This window comes from Nocardia sp. CA-129566, assembly GCF_050956075.1.
Lineage (GTDB): Bacteria > Actinomycetota > Actinomycetes > Mycobacteriales > Mycobacteriaceae > Nocardia.
Genome location: NZ_CP192085.1, coordinates 9,126,030 through 9,152,662, shown reverse-complemented (window position 1 = coordinate 9,152,662; position 26,633 = coordinate 9,126,030). Strand labels below are relative to the sequence as shown.

The 26,633-nt window shown below is 65.4% G+C and carries 26 protein-coding genes; 12 read left to right on the top strand and 14 right to left on the bottom strand.

Going from position 1 to position 26,633, the window contains the following annotated elements; genetic code table 11:
• Position 1: 1 nt before the first annotated feature.
• Positions 2–646 (bottom strand): class I SAM-dependent DNA methyltransferase, encoded by a 645-nt coding sequence (locus ACQP0C_RS40790; RefSeq protein ID WP_433729098.1) that lies wholly within the window; start codon positions 644–646, stop codon positions 2–4.
• Positions 647–653: 7 nt separating this feature from the next.
• On the bottom strand, positions 654–1,301 hold the full coding sequence (locus ACQP0C_RS40785; RefSeq protein ID WP_433729096.1) for a hypothetical protein: 648 nt from the start codon (positions 1,299–1,301) through the stop codon (positions 654–656).
• A 54-nt stretch (positions 1,302–1,355) separates the two neighbouring features.
• Here ACQP0C_RS40785 and ACQP0C_RS40780 point away from each other — a divergent pair, with 54 nt between their 5' ends.
• On the top strand, positions 1,356–1,850 hold the full coding sequence (locus ACQP0C_RS40780; protein ID WP_433729094.1) for a MarR family winged helix-turn-helix transcriptional regulator: 495 nt from the start codon (positions 1,356–1,358) through the stop codon (positions 1,848–1,850).
• 9 nt (positions 1,851–1,859) lie between these two features.
• Here ACQP0C_RS40780 and ACQP0C_RS40775 read toward each other — a convergent pair whose 3' ends face one another.
• Positions 1,860–2,759 carry a DMT family transporter gene (locus ACQP0C_RS40775; RefSeq protein ID WP_433729092.1) on the bottom strand — a complete coding sequence of 300 codons (900 nt, stop codon included), beginning with the start codon at positions 2,757–2,759 and terminating at the stop codon, positions 1,860–1,862.
• Positions 2,760–3,036: 277 nt separating this feature from the next.
• Here ACQP0C_RS40775 and ACQP0C_RS40770 point away from each other — a divergent pair, with 277 nt between their 5' ends.
• The 3 genes from ACQP0C_RS40770 (at position 3,037) to ACQP0C_RS40760 (ending at position 4,996) form a co-directional block, all read left to right on the top strand.
• A complete protein-coding gene (locus ACQP0C_RS40770; RefSeq protein WP_433734803.1) occupies positions 3,037–4,077 on the top strand; it encodes an alpha/beta hydrolase in 1,041 nt (346 codons plus the stop codon).
• A gap of 163 nt (positions 4,078–4,240) precedes the next feature.
• A complete protein-coding gene (locus ACQP0C_RS40765) occupies positions 4,241–4,573 on the top strand; it encodes a hypothetical protein (RefSeq protein ID WP_433729090.1) in 333 nt (110 codons plus the stop codon).
• A 255-nt stretch (positions 4,574–4,828) separates the two neighbouring features.
• Positions 4,829–4,996, top strand: coding sequence for a hypothetical protein (locus ACQP0C_RS40760; protein WP_433729088.1), 168 nt, complete (start codon positions 4,829–4,831; stop codon positions 4,994–4,996).
• A gap of 139 nt (positions 4,997–5,135) precedes the next feature.
• Here the strand turns inward: ACQP0C_RS40760 and ACQP0C_RS40755 are convergent, their stop codons facing one another.
• A complete protein-coding gene (locus tag ACQP0C_RS40755; RefSeq protein ID WP_433729086.1) occupies positions 5,136–6,791 on the bottom strand; it encodes a cutinase family protein in 1,656 nt (551 codons plus the stop codon).
• Positions 6,792–6,885: 94 nt separating this feature from the next.
• Complete coding sequence (locus ACQP0C_RS40750; RefSeq protein ID WP_433729084.1) at positions 6,886–7,524, bottom strand: cysteine hydrolase family protein; 639 nt, start codon at positions 7,522–7,524, stop codon at positions 6,886–6,888.
• A gap of 130 nt (positions 7,525–7,654) precedes the next feature.
• Here ACQP0C_RS40750 and ACQP0C_RS40745 point away from each other — a divergent pair, with 130 nt between their 5' ends.
• Positions 7,655–8,632, top strand: a complete 978-nt coding sequence (locus ACQP0C_RS40745) for a GlxA family transcriptional regulator (protein WP_433729082.1) — start codon at positions 7,655–7,657, stop codon at positions 8,630–8,632.
• A gap of 243 nt (positions 8,633–8,875) precedes the next feature.
• On the opposite strand, the gene ACQP0C_RS40740 is transcribed toward ACQP0C_RS40745, so the two are convergent.
• A complete protein-coding gene (locus tag ACQP0C_RS40740) occupies positions 8,876–10,153 on the bottom strand; it encodes an MFS transporter (protein WP_433729080.1) in 1,278 nt (425 codons plus the stop codon).
• 136 nt (positions 10,154–10,289) lie between these two features.
• Between ACQP0C_RS40740 and ACQP0C_RS40735 the strand changes: the two genes are divergently transcribed.
• Positions 10,290–11,222, top strand: a complete 933-nt coding sequence (locus ACQP0C_RS40735; protein ID WP_433729078.1) for a LysR family transcriptional regulator — start codon at positions 10,290–10,292, stop codon at positions 11,220–11,222.
• Positions 11,223–12,127: 905 nt separating this feature from the next.
• Here the strand turns inward: ACQP0C_RS40735 and dnaB are convergent.
• The 5 genes from dnaB to rpsF form a co-directional block, all read right to left on the bottom strand.
• Positions 12,128–13,864 (bottom strand): replicative DNA helicase, encoded by a 1,737-nt coding sequence (dnaB, locus tag ACQP0C_RS40730; protein ID WP_433734802.1) that lies wholly within the window; start codon positions 13,862–13,864, stop codon positions 12,128–12,130.
• A gap of 826 nt (positions 13,865–14,690) precedes the next feature.
• On the bottom strand, positions 14,691–15,143 hold the full coding sequence (gene rplI, locus ACQP0C_RS40725; protein ID WP_433681563.1) for a 50S ribosomal protein L9: 453 nt from the start codon (positions 15,141–15,143) through the stop codon (positions 14,691–14,693).
• Positions 15,144–15,160: 17 nt separating this feature from the next.
• Positions 15,161–15,412 carry a 30S ribosomal protein S18 gene (gene rpsR / locus ACQP0C_RS40720; protein ID WP_433681562.1) on the bottom strand — a complete coding sequence of 84 codons (252 nt, stop codon included), beginning with the start codon at positions 15,410–15,412 and terminating at the stop codon, positions 15,161–15,163.
• A 55-nt stretch (positions 15,413–15,467) separates the two neighbouring features.
• Positions 15,468–16,001 (bottom strand): single-stranded DNA-binding protein, encoded by a 534-nt coding sequence (locus tag ACQP0C_RS40715; RefSeq protein WP_433681561.1) that lies wholly within the window; start codon positions 15,999–16,001, stop codon positions 15,468–15,470.
• 80 nt (positions 16,002–16,081) lie between these two features.
• Positions 16,082–16,369 (bottom strand): 30S ribosomal protein S6, encoded by a 288-nt coding sequence (gene rpsF / locus ACQP0C_RS40710; protein WP_420770131.1) that lies wholly within the window; start codon positions 16,367–16,369, stop codon positions 16,082–16,084.
• A gap of 192 nt (positions 16,370–16,561) precedes the next feature.
• Between rpsF and ACQP0C_RS40705 the strand changes: the two genes are divergently transcribed.
• Entirely contained in the window at positions 16,562–17,953 is a 1,392-nt protein-coding gene (locus ACQP0C_RS40705; RefSeq protein ID WP_433729076.1) for a glycosyltransferase family 87 protein, read from the top strand.
• Positions 17,954–18,042: 89 nt separating this feature from the next.
• The gene (locus ACQP0C_RS40700) at positions 18,043–19,005 is read left to right on the top strand and encodes a DUF389 domain-containing protein (protein WP_433729074.1); all 963 of its coding nucleotides are present in this window, start codon (positions 18,043–18,045) and stop codon (positions 19,003–19,005) included.
• Positions 19,006–19,055: 50 nt separating this feature from the next.
• Here the strand turns inward: ACQP0C_RS40700 and ACQP0C_RS40695 are convergent, their stop codons facing one another.
• Positions 19,056–19,592 carry a CGNR zinc finger domain-containing protein gene (locus ACQP0C_RS40695; protein ID WP_433729072.1) on the bottom strand — a complete coding sequence of 179 codons (537 nt, stop codon included), beginning with the start codon at positions 19,590–19,592 and terminating at the stop codon, positions 19,056–19,058.
• A 101-nt stretch (positions 19,593–19,693) separates the two neighbouring features.
• Here ACQP0C_RS40695 and ACQP0C_RS40690 point away from each other — a divergent pair, with 101 nt between their 5' ends.
• A complete protein-coding gene (locus tag ACQP0C_RS40690) occupies positions 19,694–20,623 on the top strand; it encodes a DMT family transporter (protein ID WP_433729070.1) in 930 nt (309 codons plus the stop codon).
• A 78-nt stretch (positions 20,624–20,701) separates the two neighbouring features.
• On the opposite strand, the gene ACQP0C_RS40685 is transcribed toward ACQP0C_RS40690, so the two are convergent.
• Both ACQP0C_RS40685 and ACQP0C_RS40680 read right to left on the bottom strand, forming a co-directional pair.
• A complete protein-coding gene (locus ACQP0C_RS40685; RefSeq protein WP_433729068.1) occupies positions 20,702–21,811 on the bottom strand; it encodes a DUF475 domain-containing protein in 1,110 nt (369 codons plus the stop codon).
• Positions 21,812–22,017: 206 nt separating this feature from the next.
• Positions 22,018–22,593: a TerD family protein gene (locus ACQP0C_RS40680; RefSeq protein WP_433681555.1), complete on the bottom strand. Its 576-nt coding sequence runs from the start codon at positions 22,591–22,593 to the stop codon at positions 22,018–22,020.
• Positions 22,594–22,736: 143 nt separating this feature from the next.
• Here ACQP0C_RS40680 and ACQP0C_RS40675 point away from each other — a divergent pair, with 143 nt between their 5' ends.
• The 3 genes from ACQP0C_RS40675 to ACQP0C_RS40665 are packed head-to-tail and all read left to right on the top strand — an operon-like array spanning position 22,737 to position 26,584.
• Positions 22,737–23,954 (top strand): hypothetical protein, encoded by a 1,218-nt coding sequence (locus tag ACQP0C_RS40675; RefSeq protein ID WP_433729066.1) that lies wholly within the window; start codon positions 22,737–22,739, stop codon positions 23,952–23,954.
• A gap of 48 nt (positions 23,955–24,002) precedes the next feature.
• The gene (locus tag ACQP0C_RS40670) at positions 24,003–25,214 is read left to right on the top strand and encodes an HpcH/HpaI aldolase/citrate lyase family protein (RefSeq protein ID WP_433729064.1); all 1,212 of its coding nucleotides are present in this window, start codon (positions 24,003–24,005) and stop codon (positions 25,212–25,214) included.
• The gene (locus ACQP0C_RS40665; protein WP_433729062.1) at positions 25,211–26,584 is read left to right on the top strand and encodes a phosphoribosyltransferase family protein; all 1,374 of its coding nucleotides are present in this window, start codon (positions 25,211–25,213) and stop codon (positions 26,582–26,584) included. Before ACQP0C_RS40670 ends, ACQP0C_RS40665 begins: the two co-directional genes overlap by 4 nt.
• The last annotated feature ends 49 nt before the right edge of the window (positions 26,585–26,633 follow it).

The window sequence follows — 26,633 nt, the reverse complement described above, 5'->3', positions numbered from 1 at the left end:
ATCAGTGATCCTTGACCAGCAGCAGGTAGCCCTGGCGACCCCGCTCGCCGGGATCCGGTTCCCGTACCAATCGGGCGGTCGCCGTGAAACCGGCCTGGTCGGCCAGCGCGGCGAGCCGATCCGGCGACCACCGGTAGGAGCGAATCACCTTGTGGTCGAACGGTTCCACATCCTGGACAGCGGTGGCCTGGAAGGCGAGCAGCGCGTGCCCTCCGATTTCGAGTACCCGATGGAACTCCGTCAACACCGCGGGAATCCGCTCGGGTGGCAGATGGATGAACGAGTACCACGCGAGGACGCCCGCGAGGGTACCGTCGGCGAGGTCGAGGTGTTCGAGCGAACCCTCGCCGAAGGTCTGTTCCGGATGTCGCGCTCGCGCCAGCGCGATCAGCCGCGGTGACAGGTCGATGCCGAAGATATCAAGTCCGAGCCCCGCCAGGTGCGCGGTCAGTCGGCCCTCGCCGCAGCCGAGGTCGGCGACCCGACCAGAACCGTTGGCCCGCACCATTTCCGCGAGTACGCCGAGCATGGCGCGGTCGAACGGCTGGGATTCGAGGTGCCCCTCGACGTGCTCGGCGTAGCGGTCCGCGAGGTCGTCGTAGGCGGCGCGGGTGTGCGTCACATCGGCATGATCGGTGCGTGTCATCCGGCCATCATGCCCTCCCGTCACCCGACCGCCACCCCCCATCGAGTCGCTCCGCGACGCTGGATTTCATTGCGGGGCGCCGCGAGGGCAGGCGGCGTAGCAGGTGGTCGAGCCGCAGCGCGGTATCGCGGCTACCGAGTATCGCGGTACCGCCCGCGACGACGAGCACACCGTAGGAAGACATTTCATCGAAACCCACCGATGTCCACATCGCCGCCGCGAAGGCGATCAGCACCGCGGTCGCGAGGCGGGCGGTGGATTGCGCCGCGATGCCGAGGATCAGACCGATGGCGATCAGTGTTTCCAGTGCCGTCGCGACGGCGGCCAGGGTCGGCACGGACCAGTCCAGCGTCCGGGGTACCAGGGTTCGGGTGTAGTCGACGAACGCCGAATAGCCGCCCCAGGAGACGCCTTTCGTGCCCGGCGCGCCGAGTAGTCCGAACCGGTCCGCAACCGATCCGGCGAACAAGGCGCCCAACAGGATTCGTACCGCGGTGTCGACGGCCACGAATCGGGCCGCGGTCACCGTCAGCACCGCGACGCTCACCAGCACCACGGCGGTGATCGATCCGACCGATCCGTCCGCGAGCAGTAGCCATCCGAGTTCGATCACCAGGGCCAGTACGGAAAGTCCGACGACAGCTGGTCTGGTCATGTGCACCATCCAAAGTAGTAAGGTTCCTGACTAAAGGTACGAAGGAGCCACAGAATGGTCAAGAGCCTGACTAATCCGCTGTCCGATAGGCCGCCGCCGCTCGGGAGTCTGCTCGGCGCCGCGGCGAGAACCCTTGCCGCCGAACTGGATGCGGGTTTGGCCGCGGCCGGATTCGCCGACCTGCGCGCCGCGCACGCTCCGGTATTCCAGGTGATCGATCCCGAAGGCACGCGGCTGATCGACCTCGCCGCTCGGGCGGGCATGACCAAACAGGCGATGGGCGAACTCGTGCGGCACCTGGAATCGCGCGGATACGTCGAGGTAGCTCCCGACCCGACCGATCGGCGGGCGCGGCTGGTGCGCCTGACCCCGCTCGGCTGGTCCGTGCTGGAGGCCGGATTCGATGTGGTCGCGCGATTCGACGCACACCTCGACGCGACAATCGGTGCGTCCGAAGTGGTTCGGTTGCGCGATGTGCTGATGAAGATCATCGGCGGTGCGGGTCTGACCTTCAGTGCGGGCGCGTCCGAGGTGATGCGCGGCGAATGAGCGCGGGACTCACACCTGACTCGGTGATTGCGGCACCGGCGTCGAGTCCGGCTGCTCGGCGGTGCGGGTGCGCGCGGTGCCGAGTATCGAGCCGAGGATGACCAGCGGGAAGCCGATGCCCATGCCGATGGTCAGCGGCTCGTCCAGCAGGGTCACCCCGAGCAGGATGGCGACGGCCGGATTGATGTAGGTGATAACCGTGGCGCGGGCCGGGCCGACCTCGCTGATCAGCGCGAAGAAGACCAGGAACGCCGCGGCCGTGCAGATGACGGCGAGGCCGAGCACCGACCACGACGCGTCGGCGGTGAAGTGTGCCGGCCGGCGCCAAGCCGCGAACGGTGCGTAGATCACCGCGGCGAGGATCAGTGATCCGGTGACCACGCCGAGCGGCGGCAGTTCGGCGAGTGCGCGATTGATGATGATCGGGCCGACGGCATATCCGATGGTGGTCAGCCCGATCGCGCCGATGGCGGCGGGCTGGGTCAGGTCGATATCGAAGCCGACCAGCGCCGCCACCCCGGCGAAGCCGACGATCAGGCCGATGGTGCGGCGCGCGTCGAAGCGGTCGTGCCCGAGCTTGGTCACGATGACCACCGCGATCAGCGGTACGGCGGCGATCAGCAGGCCGACCGTCGAACTGTTCAATGTGGTCTCGGCGAAGCCGATGAGCAGCCACGGGCCGGTGATCTCGACCAGGGTGTACAGCAGCAGCGGGCGCCAGTGGCGCAATACCGGTGTCAGCGCCTTGGTGTAGAGCGCGATCGGCAGCAGGATCAGCGCGCCGAGCAAGGTTCGGCCGAAGGCCACCACGATCGGGTCGAAATCCTCGACGGCGATCCGGATCATCGCATAAGGCACGCCCCAGATGACGCCCATTGCCAAGAACAACACCCAGCCACGCCTGGTCATCCGTGGGACCTCCGATCCATTCCTCGCACCGGAGCTTATATGGGTTCATCCCATGATTCGAGGGTGAGTCGTACCGGCCCGAGCCGCTGGAACCGGGGGCTCGACGGCGTCCACGGCATCGGTTTCAATCGGCCTGCCGCACAACAGCTTCGGCTGTCGCCCGACAGGTTGTCGTAACGAGACCGGTCCGGTTCTCGATCAACTTCCCGGGCCGATGTGTATTCGGGTCCGGGCCCTAACGAAGGAATGGGTGTTGAACCGTCCAACGAAACGCGTGATGCTGGCGGCGATTGCGGTAGTGCTCGGTCTCGGTGCGATTCCGGCGCATGCGGAGCCGAATACGGGCTCCGGAACGGGATCGACGCAGCCCGCCATTGTGCTGCCGTCGTCGGTGCAGTCGCCGGATGGCTCGTTCATCGAAAAGGTCGAGGCCAAGGACGCCCGCAACGTTCGGCTCTACATCCATTCCGCCGCAATGAATTCGACGATCCCGGTCGATGTGCTGCGACCGACCGACACCTCGGTGCCGCGCCCGACGCTGTATCTGCTGAACGGTGCTGGCGGCGGGCAGGACGATGCGACGTGGAAGCGCAATACCGACGCGATGGAGTTCCTGTCGGACAAGAACGTCAATGTGGTCAATGTCATCGGCGGGCACTGGAGCTTCTACGCGGATTGGATCGCGCCGGATCCGGTGCTCGGCACCAATAAGTGGGTGACCTTCTTCACCGAGGAACTGCCGCCGTTGATCGATACCGCGCTCGGCACCAATGGCGTCAATGCCATTGCGGGACTGTCGATGGCGGGTACCTCGGTGCTCAACTTCGAAATCGCCAAGCCCGGCCTCTACCGCAGCGTCGCGGTCTACAGCGGGATCGCGCAGACCAGTGACCCGATCGGTCAGCGGATGATCAAAGTGACCGTGGAGACCTACGGCGGTGGCGATACACGAAATATGTGGGGTCCGTCCGATGGCCCGCTCTGGGCGGCGAACGATCCCATCCTCAATGCCGAAAAGCTGCGTGGACCAAACCTTTTCGTCTCCACCGGCAATGGCATCCCCGGCGTCTACGACCAGCCGGGAGGAAAGTTCCGGCTGGAGAAGCCCGAGGACAATGCGCAGACGGTCGCGGTCGGCGCGGCGATCGAGGCCGGGGTCAATTGGTCGACGCACAATCTGCAGAACCGGCTCGACCAGCTCGGGATCCCCGCCACCTTCGTCTACCGCGACAGCGGCACGCATTCCTGGGGTTACTGGCAGGAGGATCTGCACACCTCATGGCCGGTTCTCGCGCAGGGACTGTACTCCGCTCCGTAGTCGCCTGCGCGCCGGTTCACGGGATGTTCGTTCGGCAGTGCAGGGTCGACAGCCTGCGCAGTTAGCGAATCCGCCGCGTGTCAGCGCGGTGTCAGCGGCGGTCGGCATCGTTGCGCCCATGCCACCAAGGACGTGGCAAGCAACGATCACCGAGAGGTTCGACATGGAAACCGCCACCGCAGAAATCCTGCACCGTCAACTGGTACTGCCCGTCCGAGCGGTCCGCGCCGGCCTCGGCGTATCCGGCGGCGATCCCAGCACGCTCGCCGGCCGCACCGACACGGTCGTCCCCGCCCTCACCGCAGCCGCCGACCGCGTCACTGCGGCGCACCGCCGACTCGACCGATCCGCCACCCAACTGGAACGCAAGGCCGCAGCGAAGAACTACAACCCAGCCCCTCTCGCCGCCCGCCGCGCGGCCATCGCCAACGCCCGCGCTGCCGTCGACGGTCTCCACGCGGACCTCAACCGCGCCATCCGATCCCTCGACCGCTGAAACCCACGGCACCGCAGCGGCATTCGCGATCGACGGTGCGGTCTGCATCGATGTCGCCGCTGCATATCCGCCTGCCTCGGTATCGCCGTCGCGAATCTCACCGACGGCGGTACCGAGGCAAGAGCGTCATCCGATCGGATAGGCGGACCGCCCGCCAGTCTTCCGGCGAGCGTTCGCGGGTCCGCTGGCGGAGCGCTCGGACGCGCCGATTATCACTGAACAGGCAGCTCGGCCGCGATCACATCGGTGTACTCGATGGACGGCGGCGCGCTCAGCAGTTCCGGGACGGCCTCTTTGCAGCGCGCCAAGGTATGCGTCGAGCTGGGCTTGCCGCCCGGCCTCGTCGCGGAATGCGTCGACGATGCTGAACGCGGTTGGGCCGAGAGCAAGGCGAGTCAGACGATGGTCGGCTCGTCCTGCTGAATCTTGGTCGGCGCCGCCTGCAATGTCGTCTCGACTTCGTCCCGAGCCGAACTCCGTGCGACGCCGCGGCGCCGCATGCCTGGCCGCATGTCGCGGCAGGCGGCGACGCCGCGGCCCGTATCGAAACCGGCAGTGACTGCTAGCGCGTAGCAGTGGTGGTCGGTGCCGCGGATTGCGTGGTCGTGGTGGTGGTCGGTTCGGTGGTGGTCGGCTTTGTGGTCTGGGCGGGGGTGGTGGTCGGAGCCGGTGTCGTGGTCGTCACCTGCGGGGCGGTCGCCGCACTGGATGTCGTGGTGGGCGGTGTCGTGGTCGTCGGCTGTGCGCTGGCAGCGGGCGACTTCGCGGGTGCGGTGCTGGTGGTCGTCGGCGAGGTCGTCGTGGTCTTGGTCGGTTCGCTGGTCTTGGTCGTGGAGGTCGCCGCCTGGTACGCGGCGGCGAGATCCGCTGGCGTCGGCTGTGCGCTGGTATCGACCGTCTTACCCGCCTGCGCCTGCTGCGCCAGATGGGTGAGCCAGGCGGCCGCGTATTCGGCGGAGGTCAGCGGCTTGCCGTCGGCGGCGTCGCGCCAGTAGTCGAAGTGGTGACCGGTCGCGTTCGGCCCGAGCGTGAGCTGGTACGGGTCGCTCATGATCACGGGGATGGTGTTCTGGTTCGTCACGATGAGACCGATGATCTCGTTGAACACCTTCTGCGGCAGATAGGCCAGTGGCGACATGTCATTGGTCGAGATCGCCGTCGCCTGGGTCGCGGGCTGCGGCGTCTGCCCGGGCTTGTACGCCGGATCGGAAACCTTCAGCAGCACCTGGAGAAATGTCTCATTGCTCTGCATCCAGTTCGGCTGCGACTGAATATCGGCGAATGCCGCCAATGCGATCCGGCCGAGGACGACCGCGACGTCCTGCCCGGTCGCCGGGGTGAGCCCATCGCGTTCGAGTGCGTCGGCGTTCAACTGGCGACCCACATTGACCACCAACTGCAGCAGCGAAATATTCTGCGGTGCCGCGCAGGTGAGATCGCCATCGGAGCAGAACGAGGCGATCTTGCCGTTCAGCGCGCCGAAGTCACCGCTGTTACCCGGCAGCGCGCCCTGACCCGATACCGCTTTCGTGCCGCTCTGATATTGCTGGTCGAAGCCGTCGGGATGGCTGTAGGGGTCCTTCGCGCCCGGGAACGGCCCGTCGCCTGCGGAGCGTCCGGAGTCGGCGAGGATGACGACACCGACGACGTCGGCCGGATCGACGACTCCGTAGCCGCCGTTCTGGTCGGGCGTCTGATGTCCGACCGTCATGGCGACGCGGCGCACGACATCGGCGCCCTCGCTGTAGCCGACGATGGAGAACTTGGTGTCCGGGCAGGCCTGGCTGATCTCCCGCATCACCTGTTCGGTATTCGCGACACCGGCATTGACGGCGTCCTCGTAGGTGGCCATATTCGCCGGATACGCGATGTATACAGCGGCATACGAGCCGGGATCGACATTACCGGCGGGTGCGTTGACGACGGGGTCGACCCACTGACTGTGATAGTCATCCGACAGCGCGGCGGGCAATTCGTGACCATTGGCGTCGACCAGTAGCTTCGTGGTGCCCTCGACCGGAGTGTCGCGGCGTCCGGCCACCGATATGGTCACCATGTCGTGGCACTCCGTCACCGACGCCCTGAGCTGCGTATCCACGGTTTGCGACGTCGATGTCAGCGCCCACGAGGCGGCGACAATCGCCACCGCCCCGAGCGCGGCGGGCGCGACAACGGCCGAAGCCATGCGATGGCGCGCGAAGAACTCCCGAAGAGCCATGTCCCGGTCCTCAATCAATATTCGAAAAGTGGGCGGACAGGCCCCCCGACAGGCCCATATGTCACGAGGGATGTCGGTGACCGGGATGTATTCGTTACCGCGGTGCCGCCGAGGCGAAAGAACTATTGTAGGAATCGTACAGATTTCCGATCGGTGTTGCCGTTGCGTTGCCGACGTTATGGACCCACTGCTCGGTGGTGCTGACGGCGGCGAACTGGGAGTGCATCACGACATTGAGCACGCGGTGGATCTCCGCCGCGGTGGCCTGACCAGCGGCATTGGTCAGTGGCACGGTGCCGGTCGCGTCGCTGAGGTGTTCGGTGCCGAATCCGGCGTGGTGGGCGTGCGTGATCAGCGCGTTATTGCAGTGATGGGTCATGTACCCGACGACGGCGATGGTGTCGATGCCGCGTTCCCGCAGCCATGATTCGAGGTCGTTCTCGGCGAAGACGCTCGGCACGGTCTTTTCCAGGGCGAGGTCGTAATGCCGTTCGGCCACCGTGCGGTGCAGCTGCCATCCCGCGGTGCCGCGATCGAAGATCGGCGCACCGGTGGGTGCGGTGTGCTGGACCACCACGATCGGCATCCCCGCGGCGGCGGCGGTATCCATGGCACGGCCGATCTGTGTCAGCGAGTCCTCGACGGGCGGGTATTGGATCCGCAGGTCGCCGGTGACGTATTCGTTCTGGACATCGACGACGATGAGCGCGCGCTTCGGTGCCGGTGCGTTCATGGGTTCCTCCAAGGTGCTGGGGCGGCGGTGTTGCCGGAGGTCAACGATGCCGAAGGCGAGGTCCGCTCAACAGTGGCCTGAATGACTAGAATCAACGGAATTGGGCCAAAGGTTGCGGAAGGGAATCGGCGTGGATGTCATCGCGGTCGTCGCCTTCGACCAGATCAATCCCTTCCACCTTTCGGTGCCATGTCTGGTATTCGGCGAGGAACAGCCGTCCGCCGAACTGCCGCCCTGTGAGATCAGGGTGTGCACGCCGGGGGCGAAACCGATCGTCACGACCGCCGGGTTCACCGTGCAGACCGGTCACGGTCTCGACGAATTGGCCAGTGCGACAACGGTTATCGTGCCGAGCTGGTACGACCCGGAACGAGCCGCCCCGAAGGAAATCACCGATGCGATCCTCGGCGCACACGAAAACGGAGCCCGCATCGTCGGTCTGTGCCTCGGCGCATTCGTCGTCGCCGACACCGGCCTGCTCCGCAACCGTCCCGCGGCCACCCATTGGAAATGGGCCGATGTCTTCGCCCGCCGCTTCCCGGACGTGCGGCTGAATCAGGAGGCGCTCTACGTCGACGACGGCGATATCGTCACCTCGGCCGGCACCACCGCGGCGATCGACACCTGCTTACATCTGCTGCGCCGCCAGCACGGCGCCGAACTCGCCAACCGTGTCGCCCGCCGCATCGTCGCCCCGCCACACCGTGACGGCGGACAAGCGCAATTCATCGAACATCCCCTGCCGCCAACAGATTCGGCCGATCCGCTCACCGAGACCCTGCAGTGGACGATCGAACACCTCGGCGAACACCTGACCGTCGATCGCCTCGCCGCGCACGCCCTGATGAGCCGCCGCACCTTCACCCGGACCTTCCGAAAGGTCATCGGCACCAGCGTCGCCCAATGGATCGCAACCCAACGCCTGGCCATGGCCCAACGCCTCCTCGAAACCACCGACCTGACCATCGACCACATAGCCACCCTCTGCGGCTACGGCAGCCCGGTGACCATGCGAGACCAATTCTGGAAATCCCTGGCCACCACCCCCTCCACCTACCGCCGAACCTTCAACCCCCGTCCCACGGGTCCAGCCGCAGCCATCGGATAGCCGATGCGTGTATCCGTTGGCGGAAAGTGTTGCGCTGCACCTGGATCACTCGCCGAGACGAGGCGGCTTCTCATGGTGAGCCTGTTTGTGCACGAGCACAGGGACGGGCCATCTCGCCATCCCGCGATCTCTGGGGTGGCCGGGATGTCACGCCACAATCTGGATGCCGTCGAGGATGGTGGTGAGGTCGGCGGTGAGTCTTTCCAGATATGACCCGGACCCGCTGGTCGTGGCGTCGTGTGGTCATGCGCTGTCGCCGGAGGGAACCGGCGCTTCGATCGGGGGAATCGGGCTGGCCGGTTCTGGTGTGGTGACACGGCGTGGCAGCAGGAACGGCGTGCCGAGGAGCAGAATCCCGGCCAGCGCAATGGCTGTGCCCGGGCTGGTGAGTTGAGCCAGTAGGCCCCAGAGCACGGTGATTGCGGCGATGCTGGTGCTGGTGGTGATCGACCACGCGGTGAGCACCCGGGCGTGGCGGTCGGTGGCGGTGGTGTTCAACCGGTAGGCGGCGAAGACGGCGTTGAAAATGCTGGCGCAGATGATCAGGCCGAGTTCGGTGACCATCACGATCACGAGCCCGGGCAGGCCGGGCCGGATGAACACCAGCCCGAGGGGCCAGCAGGCGCGCAGCGCGCCGAAGACGCGCAGCACCGTCTGTTCGCCGAGGCGGGCGACGATGCGGCGGGCGAGTCGGGCACCGATCAGGCCACCGATGCACGGAACGGCGAACGCGAGCCCGTACTCCCAGACCGGAAATCCCAAGTGGGACAGCATCAGCACCGACAGCAGTGGCTCGGTAGCCATGATCAGCCCGTTGACCAGCATGGTGTTGAAGAAGAATCGGCGCAGCGTGTCGTGGGTGAGGATGTAGCGCCACCCCTCGGCGATGTCGCCGCACCGACGCGTTCGCGTGTGCTGCGGCTTCGGCGGCTGCTCGGGTTCGGCGATCGCAGTAATGCCGAGCGCCGAGAGAAGGTAGCTCACCGCATCGATGACAACGGTGGTCACCGGACCCAAGAGCCCGATAGCGGCACCGCCGACCGGCGGTCCGATGACCGTGGCAGACCAGGTGGTGGACTCGAAACGACTGGTGGCCACCAGCAGTCCGTCGGCGGGCACGATGGTCTCGAGGTAGGCGCCGCTGGCGGCCGTGAACGCGATCTTCGCTGTCGCAGTGACGATGGAGACCGCCAGCAGCTGCGCGAACGACAACACACCCAACCAGTAGGCCAGCGGTACGGATGCCAATGCCGCGAAGCGGACCACGTCCATGGCGATCATGACCGGCCGCTTGGCGCGGAACTCCATCCACGGCCCGAGCGGGACCGCCAGCAGCGCCCCGAGCGCCAGCCCGGATGATGACAGCACCGCCACCTCTGCCGAGCTGGCGTTCAGGACCGTAATGGCAACGACCGCGAATGCCCCGAACCCGAGCCCGGTCCCGTAGGCGCTGACCGCGTAGGCGGCCCACAACCACCCGAACGCCCGACCCGGTCTCGTCCTGCGCCCGATATTCGACACTCGCTCGCTCCGCTTCGCACCTCATGGGACAACGCTGTGTTGCCACGGGGATTGAAGCCGGTGGAAGGACGCCGACACCAACAACAGATCGAGCGGCGTGCCACAACCCATCGTTGTGCGATTAGGTTCTCCCCTCGTGGATCTCGATGCGGTTCGTACCTTCGTCGCTGTTGCCGAGACCGGCCAGTTCCAAGCCGCTGCCGACGATGTGGGCATCACCCAGCAGGGGGCCTCGAAACGAGTGGCAAGCCTGGAGCGAGAGCTCGGCGTGCAACTCTTCGCGCGGACTGCCAGGGGCGTCCGGCTCACCGTCGACGGACAAGCACTGCTACCCCATGCCCGCGAACTACTCCGCGCTGCCGAACGCGCCACCACGGCCGTAACACCGGGGCGCAGGGCGCTGCGGATCGACGTGGTCAGCCGCAGGATCGCACCGTCGAATATCCTGCACGCCTTCTACCAGCAGCATCCCGATATCGAGCTCGATGTCGTCGCCCTACCCAACGCCGACGCCGCAGCGGCGCTGGCCGAGATCGGCGCCGGTACCCTCGACGCCACCTTCAGATCCCTACGCGACTCCGCCCGCAAAGTTCCGACCGGACTCCGCTCATCGCGTGTGATCGACGACCGACACGAACTCCTGGTCGGCCCGAAGCACCCTTTGGCGAATGCCAAATCCGTGACGCTGGCCGAACTCACCGACCACCCCATCTGGATGCCCGGCATGTCCGATCCGGAGCCGATCGGATACTACAACGATCTCGCCACCGCGTTCGGACTCACCATCGACACGATCGGCCCGATGTTCGGCATCGAAGCGCTGCTCGCCGAACTCGCCGACTCGACCCAACTCGCCACCTTCGCCGGCGAAGGCTCCCGATACCTCTGGCCGGAAAGCTACGACCTGCGCCGAATCCCCGTCGTCAACCCAACCCCCGTCTACCCACTCTCGGTGATCTGGCGAGCAGACAATCCCCACCCCGTCCTCGCAAACTTCCTCGACTACCTCGAGACCAGATACCGAACGACATCCGGCGATGACATATGGACACCGGACTGGGCACGCTGAGACCCACGGAACATCGCGCTCGCCCCGATCGACCAGCCGCTGCTCCCGGCGTCGTCACCGTCCCACTCCCCGATCGCCCGCCCAGCCATCTCGTCGTCGCGTGGCTGAAAACCGCTCACCCCCGGCTGATCCGCAGCTTCGTCCAGATGCCGAGCGCAGCTACAGTTCCCGCGACGAAAGCGGCGTCTGAGCGCGACGTCCTGCTCGCCGGCGTCATCACCGGGGTAAGGGCTTGCCGGTACCGATCCAACGCCCACCGATCCGGCTCGTCCTCACTCATCACCTACCGTGACCTTTCCCGAGTCCGGCACGGTCCCCCACCACCCATTCGGGCTGCCGGCGCGAGCAACACTGTGCGAATCATGTTGCGCCGCATCACGTACCTCCGTTCTCGGCCGCGCGGGATCGGCGCCCTACTGCTTCGGACTGTGCGGACTGAACCCGCTCCGACAACCAGTCTTGGCCTGGCGGACGCGATCGGCTGAAGTAGCGGCCTACCCCAATCCACGCCACAGATCGCCCCTCACGAGAACGTCAACCCCTGACCACTGTCAAGGCGATCAACCGGTGTTCGACTGCCCTCTGCTGCCGATGAGCCGCAAGGTCGTCCGCTGACTATCGTTGCGAGCGAGGTGATCTTGGAGGGAGCAGGCTGGCCAATAGCCCCTCAAAGGCCATGGCCACTGCCGACGTCCTGACCTGTACCTGCTGAGGTTGGCTCACAACACGGCCACTTCGGTCTGTATCAAAAAGATGGCCATTCCTACGGCTCACCTTCCCGCACTCGGCTAAGCGCGCAGCTCTGACCAGCGAAAACCCGGGCGCGCCTGACAGGGCGGGCCGCCGAGTGGCGAGGCTCATTGAGATTTGGCCATGTTCGATGAGCCACCACATACCTCCTTTTGTCAGCCGCGGGCCATATCCACGAACCGACTCAAATGCAGTTGGTGCGCAACGGTAATCGTGGCAGTCGGACCATTACGGTGCTTACCTACGATAAGGTCGGCTTCACCACCACGCGGGTCATCACGTTCGAATGCGTCGGGTCGGTGCAACAGGATGACCATGTCCGCATCCTGCTCTAGCGAACCGGATTCGCGCAGGTCGGACACCATGGGGCGCTTATCTGTTCGCTGTTCGGGACCACGGTTCAGCTGGCTGATCGCGATGACCGGAACTTCCAACTCCTTGGCCAGCAGCTTCAAATTTCGCGAGAAATCCGAGACTTCCTGCTGACGAGATTCGACCTTTTTTCCCGAAGTCATCAGCTGGAGGTAGTCCACCACAACGAGTTTCAGGTCGTGCCGCTGCTTCAGACGGCGCGCTTTGGCGCGGATCTCCATCATTGTCAGGTTCGGCGAATCGTCCACGAACAGCGGCGCCTCACTGATCTCGCTCATACGGCGAGCGAGTTTGGTCCAGTCGTCGTCGCTCATACGGCCAGAACGCATATCACCCAGCTTGATCTTCGCCTCAGCCGAGAGCAGACGCATCACGATTTCCGTGCGGCTCATCTCGAGCGAGAAGATGACGCTGGCCAGACCGTGCTTGATCGAGCAGCTGCGCATGAAGTCCATGCCGAGGGTCGAGTTGTGCGTGGGCACCATCGACTCTCCGGCCAGGTACAGATGATCGGTGTTGTCCACCTCGACGCAGCGCACCGGGACGGTGTCGATCTTGCGGACATCCGCGATGTGGCGTGGCGCGGACCGGCGGGTGCCCGGGACGACATGATTCAGGTCGCCGTCGACGCCACGCAGGGTGTGGACGATTTCGCCGGTGGTGCGCACGGCTCGATTGCCATGGTGCAGGCCGCTTGCGGTGAGCCATTGGTGCTGCTCGTCGGCGACGATCACGGTGCCGTCGGAGAATTCGACCTCGTAGCAGGGCCGGTCGGTCATGACCTCGGTGGCGGCCAGGACGCGGGTGGGGCGGCCTTGGGCGTCGAGGAGTTCGTCGCCGACGCGGACCTCGCCCATGGTGGTCCAGCCGGTGGGGGTGGGCAGCGGGGTGTCGAGGGCCAGGGCCTTGCCGACGCCGGGTCGGGCGGCGACGATGATCATTTGGCCGGGGTGTAGGCCGTTGGTGAGTTCGTCCAGTTCGGTGAAGCCGGTGGGGACGCCGAGGGAGATGCCGCCGCGGGAGGCGATGGAGTCGATTTCGTCCATCGTGGGCTGGAGCAGTTCCTCTAGGGGGAGGAAGTCCTCGGTGGTGCGGCGTTCGGTGACCTCATAGACCTCGGCCTGGGCGCGGTCGACGACCTCGGCGATGTCCTGGCCGTCGGCGCCCGCGTAGCCGTATTGGACGATGCGGGTGCCCGCTTCGACGAGGCGGCGCAGGATCGCCTTCTCTGCAACGATTTCGGCGTAGTAGCCGGCGTTGGCGGCGGTGGGGACGGTTTGGGTGAGGGTGACGAGATAGGGCGCACCGCCGATGCGCTTGAGTTCGCCGCGGCGGTCGAGACCGGCGGCGACGGTGACCGGGTCGGCAGGTTCGCCGCGGCCGTAGAGATCGAGGATGGTGTCGTAGACCGCTTGGTGCGCCGGGCGGTAGAAGTCGCCGGGGCGCAGCACCTCGACGACGTCGGCGATCGCGTCCTTGCTCAGTAGCATGCCGCCCAGTACGGACTGCTCGGCCGCCATATCGTGTGGCGGCTGCCTGCCGAAGTCTTCGCCGGGCGGTTCGGGCGGGTAGTCCGTATGCCCGCGGTCATCGGTGGTAGTCACCAGACTCGACCGTCCTCTCTCGCCGGTAGCGACATACATCTAAGGCCGCTCGGAAACGGCGACCACGTACAGATCGCTCGAAACCTGCCGGCTGACCCTATTGACCACTCGTTGTACTCCCGGGTACCGACACATCCGGCGTCGAACCACGGCGTGCGAGTCCCCCGTCGACGGGCGCACCCGCGGTTCCAGCAAACCGGTGTGGCAGCTCCCGGATCATGACGATCCGGAGGTTCGTTCATGACAATGCGACGAACCTAGGCGACTGGATGGAGACTCGCCAAACCGCACTGTGCACACGCCTGTGGATAAGTTGGGGACTGTTTACCCAACGATGTGCACCCCCTGTGTACTACTTGGGGAAAACCCAGGTCACCTTGCTTAAACGTGCAGATAGATATCGATTTCCAAATCTATCCACGTGTGGATGAATGAAGTGTCGGCGTGTCGGCCAAGTTGAACAGCCGGGCGTGTTGGGTAAACAGAGCGTGTACTACGGGTATGTCCTCGATCACGTTGCGGCCGGTTGGTTTTCTCGACGATCCACAAGTCGAATAACAGGTGGTAGAGCCGATAGCCGGGTTTGCCGAGAATGGTCCAGATCACCGTTCCGGCCTCTCGCAAATATTTGGCTATCTGTAGGACGATGCTCATGGCTCACGCTGCGAACGAGCAGTGGCCCGCGGCCGCGCAGCCGAAAGCCACCCTTGTGCCGGAACACAAGAGTGGCCTTCGAATGAACTCAGTTCGCGGCGACCTGCAGGTCGAACTTCGCGACCACGTCGGGGTGCAGGTGCACCACGACGTTGTGCTTGCCAACCGTCTTGATGTGCGACTTCGGCAGTTCGATGCTGCGCTTGTCGACGACCGGGCCACCGGCCGACTTGATGGCGGCGGCGATGTCGGACTGGGTGACCGAGCCGAACAGCTTGCCGGTGCCAGCGGTCTTGACCGACAGCGAAACCGACTCCAGGCCCTCGATGGCCTGCTTCAGCTCGTTGGCGTGGTCCAGGTCGCGCACCTTGCGCGCGTCCTGGGCCCGACGGATGCCCTCGACCTGCTTCTGGGCGCCACGGGTGGCGACAATGGCCAGGCCGCGCGGCAGCAGGTAGTTGCGGCCGTAGCCGTCCTTGACCTCCACGGTGTCACCGGGGGCACCGAGGTTGTCCACATCGGCGGTCAGAATCAACTTCATTTGCGATGTCTCCCTTCTCAGCGAGCCGTCGACACGTACGGCAGCAGGGCCACCTCACGCGAGTTCTTGACGGCAACGGCGACGTCGCGCTGGTGCTGCACGCAGTTGCCGGTGACCCGGCGAGCGCGGATCTTGCCGCGATCACTGACGTACTTCCGCAGCAGGGCGGTGTCCTTGTAGTCGATGCTGACGAGGCCGGACTTGGCCTCCTTGCAGAAGGTGCAAGCCTTCTTCTTCAGCACCTTTTCGCGCGCGGGCGCTTTAGGCATGGTTACTCCGTAATTAATGATGGCCCAAAGTAATTCGGGCCGATGTGAGCCGTTCTCAGAACGGCGGTTCGTCGTCTACGCGGCTGCCCCCGAAGGAGCCCGCCGCGGGTGCGCTGCCCCACGGGTCGTCGTCGGCGCCGCCGGAACGGCTGCCGCCACCGCCACCGGCAGGAGCGAAATTGCCACCGCCCCCGGAACCGAATCCGCCGCCGCCCCCGCCGCCGCGGCTGGCCTTGGCGACCTTCGCGGTGGCGTAACGCAGCGAGGGACCGACCTCGTCGACCTCGAGTTCGACGACCGTGCGCTTCTCACCCTCGCGGGTTTCGTAGGAGCGCTGCTTCAGTCGTCCGCTCACGATCACACGGGCGCCTCGGGTCAGGCTTTCGGCGACATTCTCCGCAGCTTCACGCCAGATGTTGCAGCGCAGGAACAGCGCTTCGCCGTCTTTCCATTCATTCGAATTACGGTCGAACACGCGGGGAGTCGATGCGACGGTGAAATTCGCCACCGCAGCGCCCGCGGGCGTGAATCGAAGTTCGGGGTCGGCCGTCAGATTTCCGATGACGGTGATGACCGTGTCGCCTGCCATGTGGTTCCTCCTGCTCGGTATGCAGTCCGCAGTGCACCTGTTGCGTAGAGCCTAGAGACAGGCACCGACGCAATCGAGGGTCACTTGCCGTGGCGCAGAACCTTGGTGCGCAGCACCGACTCGTTGAGGCCCAGCTGGCGGTCGAGCTCGCTCACGGTGGCGGGCTCGGCGGTCAGATCGACCACCGCGTAGATGCCTTCGGCCTGCTTGGCGATCTCGTAGGCGAGACGGCGGCGGCCCCAGATGTCGACCTTGTCGACCTTGCCGCCTTCGGTCTTGACGACGCTCAGCATGTTGTCCAGCGACGGACCAACAGTGCGCTCGTCCAGGCTCGGGTCGAGGATAACCATCACTTCGTAATGACGCACGGACCAATCACCTCCTGTGGACTAGGAAACGGCCACGGACGGTCCGTGGCAGGAGGGTCGTTGCGTCAGCAACCCGACAAGGCTACATGAACGCCCGTTAACCAGCGAAATCGATGTCCGGCGCGGTGCCACGCCGGGTCCTTCCCAGGGGAAGCGAGGCTTCCGCGCGTGCTGCCGCCTAGGGTGGTGCCCATGCCGACCGGACTCGCTACCCACGACAGGATCGCGGGCGGTGTGACGCGCAGCGCGGCCCTGGCCGCGGTGGTGGTGTTGCTGTGCGGGTTGACGCTGACGCTTGCCTATCTGAACAAGGCGCGGTGCGCGGGTGCGCCGTTCGGCGCGGACGGCCGCAGTGCGATTTTCGATGTCATCAAGGATTCGGATGTCTGCTATTCCGATATCCAATTCCTGTGGTTGGGTCGCGATATCGACCAGCACGTCTTTCCCTATATCGACGGCGGAATCACCGATGACGGCATGCTGACCGGCGGCGCGGTCGAATATCCGGTGCTCAGTGGCGTATTGATGTGGCTCGGCGCGGTCGGCGCGGATAATGACGCGGAATTCCTGCTGCACTCGGCACTGCTGTTGGCGCCGTTCGCGTTGCTGACCGCCTGGCTGCTGGTCCGGCTGGCCGGTCGGGCGGCGCTGTTGTGGGCGGCGGGGCCGCCGTTGGTGCTCTACGCATTCCACAACTGGGAACTACCCGTGGTGTGCACGGCCGTCGCCGCGGTGTATGTGGTGACCGCGCTGACTCGATATTCGTTGCGCACCAGGGGAATTCTGGCCGCCGTACTGCTCGGCATCGGGTTCTGCCTCAAGCTGTATCCGGGTATTTTCGTACTGCCGCTGCTGGCCTATGTGCTGACGGGCGGCCAGCGCGATATGGACGGTCCAACGCCGTCCCGGCTGGATGTGCGCGGTGCCCTGATGACCGCGGGTGCCGCCATCGGCACGGTGTTCCTGGTGAATCTGCCTTTCGCCCTTGCCGGTTATGAAGGCTGGCGCGCATCGATCACCTTCCAGCAAATGCGGCAGGCCGATATCACCACGAATTCCATTTGGTACTGGGGACTTCGGCAGATGTTCGGTCAGGACGCCGATAGTGAGACCGCATTTCAGCATGTGGTGTCGATCGCCTCGCCGACGCTGGTGCTCACCTCGTTCGCGCTGGCCATGTGGTTGGGCTGGAAGCGATTCACACTGACCGGCGCCTTCCCGTGGATCGGGGTCAGCGGTGCGATGCTGTGCGGATTCCTGCTGTTCCACAAGGTGCATTCGCCGCAGTACACGCTGTGGCTGGTTCCGTTCCTGGTGCTGCTCGAGGTGCCATGGCCGGTGATCGGGGCCTATCTGGTCGCCGATGCGACCATCGGGATCGGGGTGTTCCGGTACTTCTATTCCATCGTTTCCGGCACCTCGGTGGATTTGATGGAGAACGTGGTGCAGTTCGGCGTGTGGGGGCGTGCCGTACTCCTTGTGGTGTTCTTCTTCGTATTCGTGCGGGCGGTGCCGCGCGGAACCCGGCTCGCGCCGCCGCCGATACCGCGGTTGGAAACCGGCGGCCTGGTACCCGTGGCCTAGTTGCCGAAGCGGTGGCATCGCGCCGGTGTGAAGCCGCCGAATGCGCCGGCGCGCAGGGCACACTATGGCGCGCAGGGCACACTATGGGGATGTTGCATCTGCGGATACTGGCTCCGACGGACATGACCGATGATGTGATCGGAGTTCTCGAGGCGGATCCGGGGGTGAGTGGTCTCGCGGTGATGCGTGGGTCGTCGCTGCGGCCGCCGGGCGATATCGTATTCGCCGAACTGGCCAGGGAGGTGGCCAATGATGTCATTCAGCAGCTGCGGGCATTGGGTGTGCACCAGGCGGGCAGTATCGAGCTCCAGCCGATCGACACCTGGTTGTCGCGCCGCGGTTTCGAGGCCGAGATCCACTCGCCCGGTTCGAGCACGGACGCGGTCGTATGGGCCAATGTGGCTCAGCGTTCCTACGAAGAGACCGAACTCAACTGGACCTATTTGAGTTTCATGACGTTGGCGACGGTGATCGCGAGCATTGCGATCATTATCGATTCGCAGATTCTCGTCATTGGAGCGATGGTGCTCGGGCCCGAGTTCGGTGCTGTCGCCGCGTTGGGCGTCGCGTTGGTACGCCGCCGGTTCGCGCTCTTGGGACTCGCGGTCCGGACTCTCGTCATCGGATTCGGCGCCGCGATCGCATGCACGTTTCTGCTCGCGCTCGTCGGTCGGGCACTGGGATGGATAACCATCGAGGAGGTGTCCGGGCCGCGCCCTGGCACCGCGTTTATCTACAGCCCGGACAAGTGGTCGTTCATCGTCGCGGTCGTGGCGGGGGCGGCCGGGGTGCTGACGCTCACGTCGTCGAAGGCCAGCGGGCTAGCTGGCGTGTTCATCTCGGTGACCACTGTGCCGGCAGCGGGCAATATCGCGCTGGGCCTCGCCTTCGGCGCCGGGGACGAGGTCTCGGCCAGCACACTGCAACTCGTGGTGAACCTGTTGGGCATGGCGGTGGCCGGCTGGGCGACCCTCTACTTCCAGCATGCGGTCTGGTCGCGGGTTTCGGTGCGGCGCGCGAAAGCCATGGGGCGGCCGCGCCGAATGCTCTGACGCGACCGCCGCGGACAACCGAGCTCGGGTAGGCGAGCGCGGTGTCGCGATCAGTCGGCGTGCCGGGCGCGGAAGGCGGCGCTTTTGGCGCGATTGCCGCAAATGGTCATATCGCACCAGCGGCGCGACTTTCCGCGTGAGGTGTCGAGGTACAGGCGGGTGCATTCGAGGCGTCCGCATTCCTTGAGCAGACCGCGTTCGGGGCCGCCGAGCATTTCGATGGCGGCGCGGGCGATGGCGGCCAGTGCCGCATCCGGATCGCCGTGGCGGGCGATGGTCGCATCGGCGCGCAACGTGACCTGGGGGAGGGCGCCACGGGCGAACTCGTTGACGGTTTCGCGGTCCGCGTCGGCGAACGGTTCGTCGCGCGCGGCGGCCAGGGCCAGTCGGTAGCCCGCTTCGCGCAGGCGCACGGCGCGGTCGAGTGTCGCCGCATCGCACTGCGGGGCGGTGTCGAGGAGATCGGCGGCGAGCAGCCAGGTATCGAGATCCGCTGGTGTGGTGAGGAAGTCGTCGAAGGTCGTGGCCCGGGCCTTGACCGTGCCAGCGAAATCCAAGGCGAGGTTACCGCTCACAAAGGCGAACACTCTCTCATAGTAACCACCTTGACAGGTTACCTGTAAAGGTGCGAGGTTAGTAACCGACTTAGATGGTTATCCGGCCTGTCATGGTCGATCGAGGAGTGCCCGTGAAGACGCAACTCTTGGACCCGTTGTTCCGAGCGACCGGCAAGCCATCGCTCGCGGCGGGCATGCAACCACTGTTCGTCGTGCTGTGGAGCAGCGCGTTCATCGCGGGAGTCGTCGGCGTCGGCGCCGCTGCGCCGATGATGGTGCTGTTCGCGCGGTTCGCCATCGCCGCGGTGCTACTCGCGGTGTACGCCACCGTGATTCGGGCCAGCTGGCCGAGCGGCGACCAGGTCAAACATGTCGTCATCGCCGGACTGCTGATGCAGATCGTGCAGTTCGGCGCCTTCTACACCGCGATGAGCCTGCACGTCTCGGCCGCGATCATCGCCCTGGTGCAGGGCCTCAATCCGGTGGTCATCGCATTGCTGGCCGGATTCATCGGCGAAACCGTCACCGCGCGACAGTGGTTCGGCTTCGGTGTCGGCGGTATCGGAGTCGGGCTGGCCGTGCTCGATCAATCGAGCATGTCGCTGGTCGGTCTGCTGCTGTGCGTGGTCGGCTTGCTCGGCCTGAGTGTCGGCACGATCTACCAGAAGCGCTTCGTCCCGCAGGTCGATTCGCGCGCGGCGACCGCGATCCACATGGCCGCGAGCGCACCGGTCGCTGGCGTATTCGCGTGGGCCACCGGACAGTTGCATATCTGGGATGCGACGCGATTCGCGGAGTCGCTCACCTGGATGGTGCTGGTGAATTCGATGGTCGCATTCCTGCTGTTGAATGCGATGCTGAAGCGTTGGGAGGCAACGCGGGTCGGCCGGTTGTTCTTCGCGACCCCGGCGGTCACCGCGATCCTGGCCTGGCTGTTCATCGATCAGCCGCTGCGTCCCTTGGCCGCCGCCGGACTCGGTGTCGGACTGATCGGCATGGTGTTCGCATCGCGCCGCTCGACACCCGTGGTCGCGCGACCCCAGCCCGTGCCCGTGCGGTGAATTACTCATGGGCAAAAGGACAGCGGCAGCGGCCTTCAGGGCCGCTGCCGCTCGAGTTCTTCGGCTACCCGCCGGAATTCAGCCCACGGGGGTGGGCTCTCGTTCGCTTTCGATTTCGTCGGTGTCCTCGCGCCGGTTCCTGATGATGCTGGTGATGAACGCAGCGCCGATGAACGCCACGCCGACGAGACCGGTGACGATCTCGTTGATGTGCACGCCGATCGAGACGAACAGGATGATCGCCAGCGCACCGATCGCCCAGTGCGCACCGTGCTCCAGGAACACGTACTCCGACAGCGTGCCCTTGCGCACCAGGTACACCGTGATCGAGCGGACGAACATGGCGCCGATCAGACCGAGGCCGAGCGCGATGATGATCGGGTCGGAGGTGATGGCGAAGGCGCCGATGACACCGTCGAAGGAGAACGACGCGTCCAGCACCTCCAGGTACAGGAACAGGAAGAACGCGGCCTTGCCCGCGGCCTTGACCAGCTGCGACGGACCGCCGTCGGCCCCTTCTTCGAATTCTTCGGTGTGGAACAGCGAACCGAGCCCGTCGACCACGATGTAGGTGATCATGCCGAGCAGTCCGGCGACCAGCACCGTGGCGCGCTGCTCGTCGGTGGCGATCAACTCCGCGGTCAGCACCAATCCGGCGCTGGCGACCACCACCGAGAGCATGTCCAGCTTGCCGAGCTGGGCCAGCGGCTTCTCCAGCCAGGACAGCCAGGTGATCTCGCGCTCTTCGAAGATGAAGTTCAGGAACAGCAGCAGCAGGAACATGCCGCCGAATGCGGCGATCTGCGGATGCGCGTCGGTCAGCAGCTTCTCATAGCTCGGGCTGCCGTCCGGAAATACCAGTGCGTCATCGGCGGGCGGGTTGAGTGCCAGGTCGAAGGCCTTCACCGGGTCCAGGCCCGCGGTGATCCACACGATCGCCAGCGGGAAGACCAGCCGCATACCGAATACCGCGATCACCACGCCGACGGTGAGGAAGATCTTCTGCCAGAACTCGTTCATACGTTCCAGCACGGTGGCGTTGATGACGGCGTTGTCGAAGGACAGCGAGACCTCGAGCACACCGAGGATCGCGGCCAGCGCCAGCGCGGTCGGCCCGCCGTAGAGGAACGCGACGATGAGCGATATCACCGTGACGCCGATGGACATCCCGAAAATTCGCAGAACCACGCGGAGACCCTTTCCGTGCGGCGGTCGAATGTTTGTCCGAGCGCGCCTTTTGCTGATGTAACCCGAGGGCCGTACAACCCGCGGTGGCGATGATGGTTCCAGCGTGGACGCCGAACCGTCGATTGTCCAACGGTGCGCTGTGGCAAATCGTTCCGTGGACACGGGACAGGGGGCCCGTTGCCGAGCCCCCTGTTGCTGCTGGTGTCCTAGACGTTGACGCCGTAGTCGCGGGCGATACCGGCCAGACCCGAGGCGTAGCCCTGCCCGATGGCGCGGAACTTCCACTCGGCACCATTGCGGTACAGCTCACCGAAGACCATGGCGGTCTCGGTCGAGGCATCCTCGGACAGGTCGTAGCGGGCCAGCTCGGTGCCGTTGGCCTGGTCGACCACGCGGATGTAGGCGTTGCGCACCTGGCCGAACGACTGCTGGCGGGTGTCCGCGTCGTAGATCGAGACCGGGAAGAAGATGCTCTCGATGGTCGGCGGGGTGTTGGCCAGGTCGACCTTGATGACCTCGTCATCGCCCTCGCCCTCACCGGTCAGGTTGTCACCCGTGTGCTCGATGGTGCCCTCGGGCGACTTGAGGTTGTTGAAGAAGACGAAGTGCTTGTCGGACACAACCTTCTTGTCCGCACCGGTCGCGATCGCACTGGCATCCAGGTCGAAGTCGGTTCCGGTGGTCGTACGAATATCCCACCCGAGCCCGACGGAGACAGCGGTAAGGTTCGGCGCCGCTTTGGTCAGCGAGACATTGCCGCCCTTGGACAGACTGACACCCATTCGGGGTTCCCTTTCAATAGACGTCTGTGGTTCCCAGCATGTCCGAATCGCCGGGTACGCCATACGACAGTAGTAGGTTTCCCTGGACTTGCGTAGGAACTGAGCTAACCACGGCGAAGTGGTACACCGCCTAACATCGGGGCGTGACAGGCCGCAGGCGTGGATGGTTCCGGTCGTCCGGGAACACCGAATGGATTTCGCAAGCCCGGTCGACGCTGGCGGCCGCGTTTCTCGATATGGATCAGCGCCAGAGTGCCGCCGAGGCCGCGGTGCAGGCCAGCGCGCAGGTGTTCCCGGAGCGGCGGATGAGCGCGCAATGGGAACCCGTGCGCAGCCGGTGTTATGACGCTGCGGGCGCATATCTGGCATTCACCGAGGAATTGGACAATGCCGAGCGCGACGGCACCGCAATGCCGCAGGGGCAGATGCGGGTGGACACCCTGGTCCGGCAGTTGACCGATGCGGCCCGGGCAATAGATGAGTTCTATCGCGGCAATCAATCGCAACTCGAGCACGCGGTCGCGGTGCTCGGCACGGTGCCGCAATTCGCACAGCAGGTGAAGGTCGCGGCGGCGGGTGTCCGCGGGCAGGCCGCCGAATCGGAATACGCCGACTACCCCTCGGTGCGGCAATGTGCGGCGGCGGTGGATGAGTCGCTGCTCACACTGGAGGCGCTCGGCTCCGAGGTACCGGCGGCGACCGTCCGCGAGGCCGCCGGTCGCCTGGAATCGGCGACGAAGGCGCTGGCAGAAGCGTTGGCGCAGGCCCCATCCCGCGCTGGCGCCGCGGCCAATGCGATCACCTCGGTCGGCACCAGAATCGCCGCCGTGCGCACCCGTGGCGAACGGTTGGCCCCGGCCTACTCGGAGCTGCTGCGCGAATTCAATGCTGCGAGTTCGGCCGATCTGGCTAACAATGGGCAGGACAGTCAACGGGCCATCGATGTCGCCGACGCTGCCCTGGTCCGGGCACGTGCGGCGGCGGCTGAGAACAATCCGGAGTTTGCACTTGAGCTGACCACATCCGCACGGGGCTACCTCGCCGAGGCCGAACAGAAGGTCGACGCCGTCACCAAACGGCTGACGTTGCTGCGCGAGGTCCGTGCGAATCCGCAAGAAAAGGCCAAGGCCGTACGATTTCGGCTGCGGGACGCGCAAATGCTCGCGGTGAGCCGCGGGCTCGTCGGCGAATGGGGATCTGTGCTCGATGCACAGGTGGACCGAATCGATCGAATCACCGAAAACCTGTCGGGACGTCATCCCGACTACTGGGCCTATGTGGCCGAATTGGATGCCGTCGCGGAGTTCGTAGCCGGGGTAGTGGATCGAATGAGAAAACAAGCAGGACCACGACGAGAATGAGGCCAGGGGTATGCGGCCACCGCCACAAGGGATGAGGACAGCGCAACGATGACCGCGGGCATCGCCGTCCAGCAACAGATCTCCCTGCGAAAGCAATTGCCACTGCGCCATTTCCGGCAGCTGCACGGCCCGGAGGCGCGGCGCCTGTTCCATCGACAACCGGAACCGTTCGGCGATCATGCCGATCGGGAGCTGTTGGCGATCGCACTCGGCGCCACCCTGTACGCACCGGCGACCCGGCCGGATCTCGCCGTGACCATCAGCAGACGGGCCGCGCGCGGGGTGTGCTCGATGGTCATCGATCTCGAGGACGCGGTCGCCGATCACGAGGTGGAGTTCGCCAAACGGCAGACCGTCGCGACGCTGAATCTGCTTGCGGGCAGCGATGATCCGAATCCGCTGCTGTTCGTGCGCGTGCGTGACGCGGACACCGTCTGCGAGATCGTCGAGCAGCTCGGCACCGGTGCGGCGGCATTGACCGGCTTCGTCTTCCCGAAGTTCGACAGTGCCAGCGGGCCGAAATATCTCGCGGCGCTCGAGGCCGCCGGGGAGCGGCTGAGCAGGCCGGTGTACGGCATGCCGGTACTCGAATCGGCGGCGCTGGTGCATCGCCAGACCCGGGATCAGGAGCTGACGCAGATCGCGGCGCTACTCGCCGAGCACCGGGAGCGGATACTCGCGGTGCGCATCGGGGCCACGGATATGTGTTCGACCTTCGGCATTCGGCGCGATCGCGATCTGACGATCTACGACGTGCGGGTGGTCGCCGATGTCATCGCCGATATCGTGAATTACCTCGGCCGTTCGGATGGTTCGGGTTTCGTGATCACCGGGCCGGTCTGGGAGTACTTCGCCGACCATGAGCGGATGTTCCGGCCGCTGCTGCGGACCGCGCCGTTCGAGGAGTCCGATGCGGTGCCGTTCCGGCGCTATCTGGTGAGCCGGGATCTGGACGGTCTACTACGTGAGATCACGTTGGACCGGGCCAATGGGATCCAGGGCAAGACGGTGATCCATCCGTCGCATGTGGCGGCGGTGCACGCGCTATCGGTGGTGACGCACGAAGAATATTCCGATGCGCTCGATATTCTCCAGGTCGACGTCGGCGGGGTGGCGGCATCGGGCTATCGGAACAAAATGAACGAAATGCGGCCGCATCGCAGCTGGGCGCGCCAGACGCTATTGCGGGCAAGGGTTTTCGGTGTCGCGAACAAGGGTGTCTCCTTCGTCGATCTGCTCACGGCGTTGGTGACCGAATGAGCACCGATGCCTGGGCGACAACGAATTTGGGAATCGAATTGCGGCACGAGCGCTCGCACGGCGCTGGTGTGTCGGCGGACGTGCTGCCCGCCGAGCTGCCCATCGCGACGCTGATCCAGCCCGGCCTGCGGCGCAACCCACGCCGCGCGCATCTGCTGGTGTCCACGGTGCTCGGCAAACATCTGCCGACCGATCCCCGGGTGGTACTCGGCGCCGGCAACCGGCTCGGTGACCTGGTGCGTGCGGCATTGGGTGCACGCGAGGCGGTGGTGCTCGGATTCGCCGAGACGGCAACAGGATTGGGGCACTGCGTGGCGGCCCGGATCGGAGCCGGATGCTATCTGCACTCGACCCGTCGCGAGGTGCCCGCCGCCACCACATTGACCGGATTCGAGGAGGGGCATTCGCACGCCACCTCGCATATGCTGCAGCCCGCGCCCGCCGATATCTTCGTCAACGATCTGCCTTTGGTGCTCGTCGACGACGAAATCTCCACCGGGGATACCGCGATCGACGCGGTGCGGGCGCTGCACGCGTTCTCGCCGCGCTCGCATTATGTCCTCGCGTCGCTGGTGGATATGCGGACCGCGGACGATCGGGCACGCTTCGCGGCGGCGGCCGCGGAATTGGGTGCGCGGATCGACACCGTATGCCTGGCTTCGGGGCGCACCCTGCTGCCCGATGGTCTGGTCGAGACGGTGTCGGCGATGCCGGATCCGGTATTGAATCCGACCGCGGAGCAGCGTGGTTCATTCGAGCAGATCGCATTGCCCTGGCCCGCTTCGGTACCGGAGGGCGGCAGGCACGGAATTCTGGCATCGGATACCGATGCGTACGAGGCGGCGCTGGCGAAAGCGGCCGAGGTGCTGCGGGTTCGGCTCGGCGAGGGTTTCGCCCTACGGCCCGTTATCGTGCTCGGACACGAAGAGCTGATGTATCTGCCGCTGCGGTTGGCGGCCGAACTCGCCGACGCCGGGATCGCAACGCGATTCCAGACGACCACGCGCTCGCCCGCGTATGTACTCGACGAACCCGGTTATCCACTGCGGCGCGGATTTCGGTTCATCGCACCCGAACCCGGTGAGGAGCAACCGCGGTATCTGTACAACGCGCACTGGATCGAGGATGCGCTGTCCGAACTGGCGGCGTTCGGTGCGGATGACGACGATCCGGTTCTGGTCGTCATCATCGACGCGCCGGCCGATACCGCCGAATTGCGCGCCGAGGGCGGTCTGATCGATGTGCTGACCGCATCCGGCGCCGATGTCGTACTGGCGGTACTGCCGGGTGCGGATCCGCGCATGCTGCACGCCGAGCGCAGCGATGCCGCGCCCATCGCCGCCGACGTATCCGAACCGAGAGTGCTGTGAGGTCGAACGCTGTGCCGGAATCGAATATCTCGCCCACAACGGCATTGCG